The sequence below is a fragment of the Paenibacillus sp. FSL L8-0470 genome, from assembly GCF_038008625.1.
Lineage (GTDB): Bacteria > Bacillota > Bacilli > Paenibacillales > Paenibacillaceae > Paenibacillus_AQ.
Genome location: NZ_JBBOZM010000001.1, coordinates 5242450 through 5254215, shown reverse-complemented (window position 1 = coordinate 5254215; position 11766 = coordinate 5242450). Strand labels below are relative to the sequence as shown.

7 protein-coding genes are annotated in these 11766 nt (G+C 49.9%); 5 read left to right on the top strand and 2 right to left on the bottom strand.

Going from position 1 to position 11766, the window contains the following annotated elements:
• Positions 1 to 113: 113 nt before the first annotated feature.
• The 5 genes from NST99_RS24080 to NST99_RS24060 all read left to right on the top strand — a co-directional run bounded on the left by NST99_RS24080 (position 114) and on the right by NST99_RS24060 (position 8588).
• Positions 114 to 1721 carry an extracellular solute-binding protein gene (locus NST99_RS24080; RefSeq protein ID WP_341097738.1) on the top strand — a complete coding sequence of 536 codons (1608 nt, stop codon included), beginning with the start codon at positions 114 to 116 and terminating at the stop codon, positions 1719 to 1721.
• A gap of 224 nt (positions 1722 to 1945) precedes the next feature.
• Entirely contained in the window at positions 1946 to 2869 is a 924-nt protein-coding gene (locus NST99_RS24075; protein WP_341094945.1) for an ABC transporter permease, read from the top strand.
• Between the two features lie 17 nt (positions 2870 to 2886).
• Positions 2887 to 3810, top strand: coding sequence for a carbohydrate ABC transporter permease (locus NST99_RS24070; RefSeq protein WP_341094944.1), 924 nt, complete (start codon positions 2887 to 2889; stop codon positions 3808 to 3810).
• 35 nt (positions 3811 to 3845) lie between these two features.
• On the top strand, positions 3846 to 6260 hold the full coding sequence (locus NST99_RS24065) for a glycoside hydrolase family 31 protein (protein WP_341094942.1): 2415 nt from the start codon (positions 3846 to 3848) through the stop codon (positions 6258 to 6260).
• Between the two features lie 279 nt (positions 6261 to 6539).
• Complete coding sequence (locus tag NST99_RS24060; protein ID WP_341094941.1) at positions 6540 to 8588, top strand: methyl-accepting chemotaxis protein; 2049 nt, start codon at positions 6540 to 6542, stop codon at positions 8586 to 8588.
• 155 nt (positions 8589 to 8743) lie between these two features.
• Here NST99_RS24060 and NST99_RS24055 read toward each other — a convergent pair whose 3' ends face one another.
• Together NST99_RS24055 and NST99_RS24050 are read right to left on the bottom strand one after the other, a co-directional pair.
• The gene (locus NST99_RS24055) at positions 8744 to 9370 is read right to left on the bottom strand and encodes a response regulator transcription factor (RefSeq protein WP_341094939.1); all 627 of its coding nucleotides are present in this window, start codon (positions 9368 to 9370) and stop codon (positions 8744 to 8746) included.
• Positions 9363 to 11687: an ATP-binding protein gene (locus tag NST99_RS24050; RefSeq protein ID WP_341094937.1), complete on the bottom strand. Its 2325-nt coding sequence runs from the start codon at positions 11685 to 11687 to the stop codon at positions 9363 to 9365. Before NST99_RS24050 ends, NST99_RS24055 begins: the two co-directional genes overlap by 8 nt.
• Positions 11688 to 11766 lie beyond the last annotated feature (79 nt).

The window sequence follows — 11766 nt, the reverse complement described above, 5'->3', positions numbered from 1 at the left end:
AAGCGGATGCAGAAGTCCGAATAAGAGGTTCAAAATGTCCGGAATGCCGAGCAGCAAGCAGATATGATTAGAACTGCAAAGAGGATGTATATATCGAAATGGGGGATTATGAAATGGGTGAACAGAGCAAGAAATCATCGGCAAAGAAATGGATAACCGGTCTTCTGGCAGCTGTAATGGTCATGGGACTTGCCGGCTGCGGCGGTAACAACAAGGAGAATAATAGCGCGGCAACCGAGACGGGCGGGTTCAATAAAGAGGGTCTGCCGATTGTAAGCGAGCCGGTGACCCTGAAGGTTCTGACCGTCCGCTGGGGCAGCATGGGCGACACTTTTACCCAGAACCAGTGGCTTAAGGATTTGGAGAAGAACACCAATGTAAAGATTGACTGGCAGGTGATGTCATCCAACGACTGGGCCGAGCAAAAGTCCATTATGCTGGCAAGCGGCACACTTCCGGATGTGGTACTGGGGGATCAGACCTTCTCCGATTCCGACATCGTCAACAACTTAAGCTACTTCCGTCCGCTGGATGATTATATTGATCAGTATATGCCTAACCTGAAAGCGGCAATGGAAGAAACGCCGGAGATGAAGAAAATCAGCACCTTCCCAGACGGGAAAATCTACTCTCTGGCCACAAGACTGCCCTCGCGTCCAAAAAGCTCGCGCCAGCCTATAATCAACAAAACCTGGCTCGACAAACTGGGCCTCGAAGTGCCGGATACCCTTGATGATTTGTACAATGTGATGAAAGCGTTCAAGGAGCAGGATCCGAATGGAAATGGCAAGGCGGATGAAATTCCTTATATTGAAGTGAGCAATGATCTCATCAGTCCTTTCGGAATCGCCGATTTGAATAACAACAACATGCTGGTCAAGGACGGTAAGGCAGAATACTATCCTATTTCAGAAGAGTACAAGGAAGGCCTCAAGTGGGAAAATAAACTCTATAACGAAGGCTTGCTGGATAAAGAGCTGTTTACACAAGACGACACCATGAGATCGGCCAAATTCCAGAACCCGGATGCTCCGGTTGTAGGCTTCTCGTACCAATGGACTCCCGATGCCGTATTTGGCAAATGGGGAGATCAGTATGAAACCATTCCGCCGATTGCCGGACCGGAGGGCAAACGCTACACAATTGGTAATCCAATCGGGATGAATTTGGCCCGCAATGAGCTGCTGATCACCACTTCCTGCAAAACACCGGAAATCGCTGCCCGTTGGGCAGACCAGTTCTACACCAATGAAGCAAGCATTCAGAATTTCTGGGGAGCTATCGGCACTGTGATCCAGAAGAACGATGATGGCACCTATACACTCATGGACCCGCCAGCCGGAACCAGCGCGGATGCCTGGTACTGGGATCAGTCGCTGCGTGATTTCGGGCCGAAATATGTAAGCCCGTCTTTTGAAAAGAATATCGTGCTGAGCTCCGAAAGCGGCGACGGCTTGAAGCTGCAGCTTGATAAGCTGGGCAGCGAATATGTAACAACGCCTTTCCCTAACGTAATGTACACTGCGGAAGAATTCCAGGAGCTGCCTACCTTGACCACTGATATCGATACCTACGTGAACACCATGCGGGCCCAATTTATCAGCAAGGGCGGAATTGATGATGGCTGGGATGCATATGTGAAGAAGCTGAACGACATGGGACTTGAGAAGCTGATCAAGATCCGTACTGAAGCTTACGAACGTTATATGAGCGTAAAATAACTCTTCTGACTCCACGAATCCGCCCTGCGCAGCTCACTAGCGCGGGGCGCATTGTATTCATGCTGGATGACATTCACCGGCAGAAGCGAGCCATAAAAGTCCGGTTAACGCACCCTATATGTCCAGTAGGCGCAGAAGCAGAGGCGATATACTGAAAGCAATTAAACAGAAACAGATAAACGGAATAAGGAAGCGGATGCTTACAAAATTTAAGGGGGGATTTCATGAAATCCGGTCAAGCCAGTCCGGCACGGGCATTCGGACAAATGAAACGAAATTGGGGACTGTACCTGTTACTGCTTCCCGCTGTGGTGCTTACATTATTATTCGCCTACAAACCGATGTATGGGGTGCTCATTGCTTTTAAGGATTATAGTCCGGCGATGGGTATAAGTGACAGTCCATGGGCGGGATTCAAGTATTTCGAGAAGTTTTTTAATTCCTATCAATTTTCATCGACGATTAAGAATACAGTGATCATCAGCTTATACAGCCTGCTTACGTTTCCAATCCCGATTCTGCTGGCACTGATGGTCAATCAGATGCGGCCAAACCGGTTTAGACGTTTTTTCCAGACTGTGTCCTATATGCCGCATTTTATTTCAACTGTGGTTATGGTTGGGCTGATGATGATTTTGCTGTCCCCAAGCACCGGACTTGTCGGTAATCTGTATAGTTTGTTTGGCAAAGAAGCCCCAGATCTGATGGGCTCCTCCAGCCTGTTCAGCAGTGTTTATGTCTGGTCAGATGTGTGGCAGCATGTGGGCTGGGACAGTATTATCTTTATCGCTGCTCTGTCTGCTGTGGATCCCAGCCTGTACGAGGCGGCTACCGTGGACGGAGCAAGCCGCTGGCATAAAGTCCGTTATATTGATATTCCGATGCTGATGCCAACAGCGGTTACACTGCTGATTCTGCGCGTCGGAGGGCTGTTGGGGGTTGGCTTTGAAAAGGTCTATCTCATGCAGAACGATCTGAATGCCACTTCAAGCGAAATTCTTTCAACGTATGTCTACAAAATTGGTCTGCTCAGCAGCCAATACAGCTTTTCCTCGGCGGTCAACCTGTTCAACACGGTCATTAACTTTATCTTGCTCATTATCGTCAATCAGATTTCCAAAAAACTCAGCGAAAACAGCTTGTGGTAGAAAGGAGGAACTTAGACATGGGAGTCTTGGAACCTGTAGTGAAGGAGAACATGGGGAAAATAAAAAACAACCGTTCCTCGGACACGGTTATGGAATATGTAATGTATGCCATTGCGGCGGTCTTTCTGATCATCCTGATGTACCCGCTGTATTTTATCATTATCGCTTCGTTCAGTGATCCTTCTGCAGTGGCGGGCGGACAGGTGTGGCTGTTCCCCAAAGGGTTCACCTTTGACGGCTACAAAGAGCTGCTGCGGCATGAAAACATTTGGATCGGGTACCGGAATACAATCCTCTACACGGTGGTGGGAACAGTCATTGGGCTGTTGGTCAATATCTCGGCAGCCTATGCACTGTCCCGGAAGGATCTTGCCGGACGAAAGTTTCTGTCGCTCTTCTTCATCTTTACGATGTTTTTTAACGGCGGTCTGATTCCGACCTTCCTGACAATCCGCGATTTTCATATGTACGATACCTTCCTGGTCATGGTGCTGCCTTTTTCAGTGGGCGTTTATAACATTATTGTTGCCCGTACCTTTTTCCAGACCAGCATTCCCGGAGATTTGTGGGAAGCAGCGCAGATCGACGGCTGCGGGAACCTGCGTTATTTTGCCCAAGTGGTTCTGCCGCTCTCCAAAGCTATCATTGCGGTACTGGGATTATGGATTGCTGTCGGCTACTGGAATTCATATTTTAATGCGCTGATTTATTTGAAAAATCCGAACCTGCATCCGCTGCAGCTGATTCTCCGCAACATTCTGATCACCAATCAGATGCAGTCGGGCATGGGAACTGGCGAAGCTGCCCAAATCGCACTGCGTTTGGCTAATATGATGCGCTATTCCGTGATCATCGTGGCCACGGTTCCAATTATGTGTGTGTATCCGTTTGTGCAGAAGTACTTTAATCAAGGGGTTATGATCGGGGCCGTGAAGGAATAGCCCTCTCTCGCCTATAACCAGAAAAGAGGTTGACCATGGAACAAAAAGTTCTTAAGCAGCGGCAGATACCTGCTCATTTCAAGCTCCACTCCAAGCCAAATGCTCATCCTGAAGCGATAATTGAGGGCGGGCATTTCCGGTTCACGATAATGACACCACAGCTGATCCGGATGGAATACAGCGGGCCGGGCTGTTTTGAAGACCGGGCCACCCAGACTGTGCTGAACCGCAGCTTTGCCGTTCCGGACTTCCGGCTGATCGATCATGGGAACAGGCTGGAAGTCATTACAGAGTATCTGCATCTGAGTTATGACAAGCAGCCCTTCTCCCGCCATGGCCTCAGCGTGCGGGTAAGAAACGGGCAGGGCCACCTGATGAGCGTCTGGAATTACGGCGATACGCCGCAGGACTTGGGTGGTACGGCACGCACACTGGATCAGGCGGACGGCGCCATTCCGCTGGAGCACGGACTATTGTCACGCAGCGGCTACACCCTCATGGATGATAGTGCTTCGCTCCTGTTGGAAGAAGGTGGTGAGGTTGAGCCGCGGAGGCAAGAAGCCCAGGACCTGTATTTTTTCGGCTACGGCCACGATTACTTGAACTGTCTTAAGGATTTCTACCAATTGTGCGGTCCCACACCGCTTTTGCCGCGTTATGCGCTCGGCAACTGGTGGAGCCGGTATTACCGCTATACAGAAGATGAATATAAAGGGCTGATGGAGCGGTTCGAACTGGAGCAGATTCCATTCTCTGTTGCAGTTATGGATATGGATTGGCATCTGGTCGACATTGATCCGCAGTACGGCAGCGGCTGGACAGGCTACACCTGGAACAGGGAGCTGTTCCCGGACCCGAAGGGTTTTCTGACTTGGCTGCATGACACAGGGCTGCGCGTAACACTTAATGTCCATCCGGCGGATGGTGTGCGGGCCTTCGAAGGTCCGTACCTGGCGATTGCGGCGGAGCTGGGCATGAATCCGGAACAAGGCGATGCGGTGGAATTTGATATCACCGATCCGGAATTTCTGCAGGCCTACTTCAAGTATCTGCATCATCCGCTTGAAGAAGAGGGAGTGGATTTCTGGTGGATTGACTGGCAGCAGGGCGGGGTAACCAAGGTTCCGGGCCTTGATCCCCTGTGGATGCTGAACCACTACCACTTCCTGGACAGCGGACGCCGGGGGAACAGGCGGTTGACCTTCTCCCGCTATGCCGGACTTGGAAGCCACCGTTATCCTGTCGGATTCTCCGGGGACACCATTGTCACCTGGGAGTCACTGGATTTCCAGCCTTACTTTACGGCCAACGCGTCGAATGCAGGTTATGGCTGGTGGAGCCATGATATCGGCGGTCATATGCTGGGTTATCTGGACGATGAGCTGGTGATGCGCTGGGTGCAGTTCGGTGTATTCTCACCTATTCTGCGTCTGCACAGCTCAGCGAGCCGGTTCAACAGCAAGGAGCCTTGGCGGTTCAACAAGGTCGCGGAGAATGTGATGAAGCAGTCGCTGCGCCTGCGGCACCGTCTGCTTCCGTATTTATACACGATGAACCGCTATGCCAGCCGCGAAGGTCTTCCGTTGATCCGCCCCATGTATTACCATCATGCGGAGCGCCTTGAGGCGTATGAGGTCCCGAACCAATATTATTTTGGCACGGAGCTGATAGCCTGTCCGATCACACAACCGGTAGACAAGCAGACAGGCGTTGCCGAATTCAAGGCTTGGCTGCCGGAAGGGATCTGGGTGGATTACTTCAGCGGAAGAGTATATGACGGCGGAAGAAAGCTGTCGCTCTACCGGAACCTGGAGAGCATTCCGGTGCTGGCCAAGGCCGGAGCCATTCTTCCTATGGCGGACCTGACGGAATATACCTCATCGGTGGCCAATCCGCAGCATCTGGAGATCATGGTATTTGCCGGATGCAACGGCTGTTTTCAGCTGTGGGAGGATAACGGAGATGCTGTAGAGGACAGCGATGAGCAATGGTGCAGCACAGAAATGCTCCTGAGCTGGGGAGAGGCTGCAGCCTTTAAGATTCACCCTGCCAGCGGAAATACAGCAGTTGTGCCGGAGCGGCGGACCTGGAAGCTGTCCTTTATCGGCTTCGCCGACAGCCGGGTAACGGTGATGGCAGATGGCGGGGATATTGCCGCCGAAACCGGATATGATGAAGTTTCGCATACGCTAACGGTTATCATCCCTGAGCTGCCGGTAGCTTCATTACTTGAAGTGATGTTCGCCAGTGCCCGGATTTCCGTAAACCGGGTGGAGGAGGAGGCATTTGAGCTGCTGAACCATGCGCAGATCCTGTTCCAATTGAAAGAACAAATTTACCGTGTGGTGAAGGAAGCTTCAGGTCCGGCAGCGGCCCTTGCTTCCCTTGCTTCGATGGATCTGGAGCATTCGCTCTATGGAGCGTTATGCGAAATATTGACTGCCAGATAGAGATCGGCCGCCGTCTACCGCAAAGATGAAGCCGGTTTTCAGTGCAGAGAATAGGACACGACTGCTATCATACACAACAAACAAGCCCGGGAAGTCGGGCTTGTTTGTTGTGTCGCAAGCTCAGAATTGCTTACACTAGGCAGTAATTTGTTGCTCAATGATGAATCTTATACCTCTAATATCTGGAAAATGTAAACAAATACCACTGAAAAAAATGTCGAATAATGCCGATATATACGATATATTGTTAATTTTATTCAGGAAATGAGGCTGTTAGAAATGCAACTTAGAAGCATCAAAGCAAAAACACTACTTCTCATTATGCCGCTTTTACTTGTAATTGTTATTGGAGTATCTTCTGCTGTTATCTTTAAATCCCATGGTTTATTGCTTGAACAGACGGAGAACAGCATGAAGGAGCAACTGGCAAATACCAATCAAAGCATTCAGAACCGGATAACCTCTCACGGTAGAGTGCCGGAAACGATAGCGAAATCTATTCAAGGTCATTACAGTAAGCTGAGCCTGGAGGATTATGATGCGGCTCTCAAAAACTCACTGGATATCAACAAAGATACCTTCGGCGTAGGCATTTATTTTGAACCTAATGTATATGAGGATGATACAAAGTTTGTTTCTTCCTATGCCTTTCGCGATCAGAATCAAATTACCGTTACACATGACTATAGTGATCCCAGCTACAATTATCCAGCGCAAGCATGGTATAAAATTGCAGCCAATCAAAAAGAGATACAATATACAGCCCCATTCTATGATGAAAAAACCAAGTCAACCATGGTTACCGCATCAGTTCCTGTGTATGATGATCAAGAACGTTTCATTGCAGTAGCCACCGGAGACATCAATTTGGATACTGTGCAAAATATCATCTCAGAGACAAATGTAGGTGATAGCGGATGGGCGTTTATGCTTGATAAAGACGGTACTTATTTAGCAGGACCCGAGACGGATAAAATCATGAAGGTAAAACTTCAGGAGGAGCAGGACCCCGTCGTGTCCACTTTAGCGAAAACTATTTTGAAAGATGGAAAGGGCGCTGCAACCTACACTTCCTCAGAAGGACTCATCCATGTGTATTTCTCAAAGCTGGAGCAGACAGACTGGATCGTCGCTGTAGCCTTGCCGGATCAAGAACTTAAAGAAAAGTTGAATGCACTGTTGCTGCAAACTTTGATCTTTCTAATCATTGGTATGGCTCTGATTGTAGTGGTTATTCTACTCTACGCCCGCAACTTGACAGCGCATACTTCACGTGTTAATGCAATGGCCGAGCACCTGGCTCAAGGGGACTTCACCTATTCCATTGAGGTGAAAACGAAGGATGAATTTGGCAGGATGGCAGAGAATTTAAATTATACAAGTGACCTTCTGAATAAAATGATGGGTAAAGTCACCGAACATTCCTTGCATGTTGCCTCTACAGCTGAAGAGTTGACGGCGAGTGCAGACCAGACAACTATAGTGGCTGAGGATATAGCCAACACCATTCAAGAAGTGGCTGCTGGTGCCGAGACGCAGCTTGTGGGAACACAAGAAAGCGCCAGGTCGCTTGAGGAGCTGGCCATCGGCATCCAACGGATTTCTGAGTCTTCATCCATTTTGCATGATGCTTCACAAAACACCTCACAGCAGGCGGCGCAGGGGAATAAGATCATTCAGCAGGCAGTTCATGATATGAACGAAGCCAATCGTTCGGTCTCGGTCACGGCTTCGCATATGGAGCAGCTCAGAGAACGTTCCAGTGATATAGGCAATATAATCAATGTGATTAGCGGAATAAGTACACAAACCAATCTGCTGTCCCTGAATGCCGGGATTGAAGCAGCACGCGCTGGTGAGCATGGTAAGGGATTTGCTGTAGTTGCTGCGGAAATTCGTAAGTTATCCGAACAAACCAAAGATTCTGCCGGGAAGGTCCGGGAGATTATTGAAGAAATACAAGGGGAGACCCGAGCGGCGGTACAATCGGTTGAAGTCGGAACGAAAGCGGTCAATTCCAGCACTGTGCTCGTGGAACACGCAGGGGAAGCCTTTAACGGAATTGTAGTGGAAATTCAACAAATGGTTAACCAAATTCAGGAGGTATCTGCAGTCTCTGAGCAAATGTCTGCCGGCTCCCAGGAAATTAGCGCTACTATGGAAGAACTTGCCCGTATTTCAGGAGAAGCATCAGATGCCACCCAAAATGTTGCCGCAGCCAGTGAACAACAGCAGGCTTCCATGGAAGAGGTTTCACACTCCGCTAAATCATTGAGTTCCATGGTTCAGGAACTGCAAAACTTGCTTGAGCAATTCAAGATTAAATAAACTTGAAGCAATGGAAGAACCCGAGAACCAGAGACAAACAGCAACCCGCAAGCTGACAAAGCAGTAAATATACATGAAGGTTATCCATAGCCCACTGGGGATAAGGATAACCTTTTTTTGTAGGATATCCACTGAAGGCCTGTATTCCTTTTTCCTCAATCCTCATCCCCAAAAGTTAATAAACCACACTCAAACCCCTTCACCACAGCCCCGATTCTTGTCTTCACCCCCAGCTTCTGATTGATTGCGGCCAGATGGTATTCAACAGTCCGCTGGCTTAAGGCCAGCTCCGTGGCAATTTCCTTGTTGGTTTTCTCCTTCGCCAGCCAGCGCAGTACTTTTCGTTCGGTTGCTGTTAGCGCGTCTGGAGAAGCGGAAGCCCGAAGATGCTCAGGGACCAGAATATTGCCCAGCACACTTTGTTTGATCGCGTTGATAATGATGCTGTATGAGCTTTGTTTGGAGAGGTAGGCATGAACGCCGATTCGGTACGCTTTGTAGTAGAATTCTTCGTAGGTATAGCCGGATAAGAGAATAATCTTCAGCGCATTACCGTAGTTCTCTTTCAACAGCCGGGCTACCTGGAAGCCGTCCATCTGCGGCAGCGAGATATCCATCAGCACTACATCCGGGCGCAGCAGCGCCGTCTCTGCCAGGAATTCTACCGGATCTGTGAAGGTCCGCAGAACTTCAAGGCCGGGCTCCTCGTCCAGACGGCTCTTAAGCCCGTCCAGCACAAGGGGGTGATCATCAAGAATATACAGGGTTATATTATCATTCATGAGAAGACTGCTCCTTATAAAGAGGGATTTTGAGTGTGACCGAGGTTCCCTGTTCCGGCACGGAGTCAATCAGAGCCGTTCCGCCCAGATGCTCCATCTGTTCCCGGATCGACAGCAGCCCGAAGCGGGGGCGGCCGTCTGGAGGAGCGGTCACAGCAATATTTCTGTTGAAGCCTACGCCGTTGTCGGACACGCTGCAATAGATGCTGTCACCGTCTATCCAGACACGGACCTTCAGTTCGGAAGCCATCGCATGCTTGAAAACGTTGACGACCAGCTCACGGGCTGCCCGGAAGAGACTCGCCTTGATAAAGACAGGGAAGGCGTCCGGCAATGGAGCCTCAAACTGCAGGGTCACGTTAAGCTCCTCCAGGCGATTCATGTCTTGCAGCAGCCAGTGCAGTGCTTCCTGCAGATCGCCTTTATCGAGAATATGCGGATATAAATGATCGCTGAGCGCCCGGATGCTGCGCTGAGAATCGGCCAGACATTTGAGCCATTTCGCATTGCGCTCCTGCTGGTATCTCCCGGTATCATGCAGCTCCTCCAGATCCCGGGACAAGAAGATCAGGTTCTGCAGCAGGTCATCATGCAGGAAATAAGAGATGCGGACCTTCTCTGCTTCTCGGGCCTCCAGCAAGCTCTGGCTATAGCTGCGGAAATCATGCACCTGGCGCTCATAATGGTCAATCTGCTTTTGATTGTCCTCATATTCGCGCCTCAAGCGGAGCAGATGGCGGGCGTTCATAAGCATCTGAACAGCTTCACTGCGGAATTTCTGGATGATCCGCTGTTCTTCGGCAGAGAACAAGGTCTGATTGCGCTTCGGTCCAAGGCACAGGTAGCCCAGCCGCTGCTCCTCCAGTTCATGCACCAGCTCGAATACGGCAGCGTATTCGCCGCCGGCGGACCATTCAAGGTCGGGGGTGTCCCGTAACGGAGCCGGACCCTTTGTCCCTTTCTCCTCGTAAATCCCTGTGTTATGTACTAGCGGCAGGGAGCTGTCATCGAAATAGACCAGTGTAAGACCTTCAACTTCAATCATATCCTGCAGAAGCTCAGCAAACAGCTTGAGGATATCGCGGATATTCTTGTTTCCGGCCAGCTGTAGCGAGAGAAGCAGCTTCTGTTGCTCCAGCCAGTCTTTTTTGCGCTTTTCCCCATGCCGCAGCCGCCGCAGCAGCAGACGATAGCCGCCGGTCAGCAGCGCCAGCAGAATGAACAAGAGTACCGCGTATCCTATCGAACCCCAGACGGTTGTCAATAGAAATAGCACTAGTGTCAGGCTGAAGTACAGGCTGTGCGCGGCCAATCTGGGAATATAAAATCTCATGTCCAGAACCTGACGCTGGACGAGCAGATAAGTGAACGTTGCAGAAATCGGCACCAGACCGACCAACGCATATTCTGCCGTGATCCAGTACCGGTCCCATAACAGATAGGGCAGGGCATACAGCCATACATAAGGAAGCAGACTCACGGTTATTCCTGTAAACAGAATGTAGAGCTGATTCTTCTCAATCCGGTCGAATTTGCTCCAGTGCCAGACCGTTATGGCAGCCATCAGCAGCAGTGTGGCAAGCAAGGCTACATTCAGAACATTGGTTACCCAGTCATATACATGACGCTGCAGCATAAAGCCTACAGCAAAGACCGAGAACATCAGCGAGTAGACCTGATACCCCCGCAGTAAGGCACGGAATTTTGAATAAATAGGACGGAAGGCAAACAGCAGATAGAAGGAAATTATCGCATAAGGCATCCAGATTGCACAGAAAGTGAACAGGTAGCCGGAGAGCATAAGCTCATCCGAGAACAGCGCCACTATGACGAATGCAAACAACAGATTCATCAGCAGAAATCTGCGGATCAGCAGCGATTCAGGATTCCTGCACAGGGCATAAGTGCCTACACCCACCAGAAAGATTTCCATGACGAAGGCAAAGCCATTCTCCAGTTTGTCTTTACTGCCAGCTTTAAGCTGAAGGGTATACGGCTGCCCTTCCTTGCTTTCAACCTTCAGACTATGGGTTCCAGTAAGCAATCGCCTTCTGTCAACGATAAATACTTCCGGTTCCGGCTCCCCATCGAAAGCGAGAATACGATCACCTGGTTTGAGGTTTGTTCTCGAACCGGGGCTGTCCCTATCGATTCTGGAGATGATCCATCCGCCGCTGGAATCCGGTTCCACGCTGATGCCTGAGTAGGGATTGGTGAATAATTGAATCTGTATATAGGTTGTGGCGAGCACAACAAGTCCCATGAAGATGTAGATGATCCTACGGCTGACACGGGGGCGTTGAAGAAAGCTGAACATGGTTCACAATCCTTTATCCTCTTTTCTTAAAAGTATATGATAAAACAGGCGATTCGTCTCGAATCGCCTGTTCGGCTGC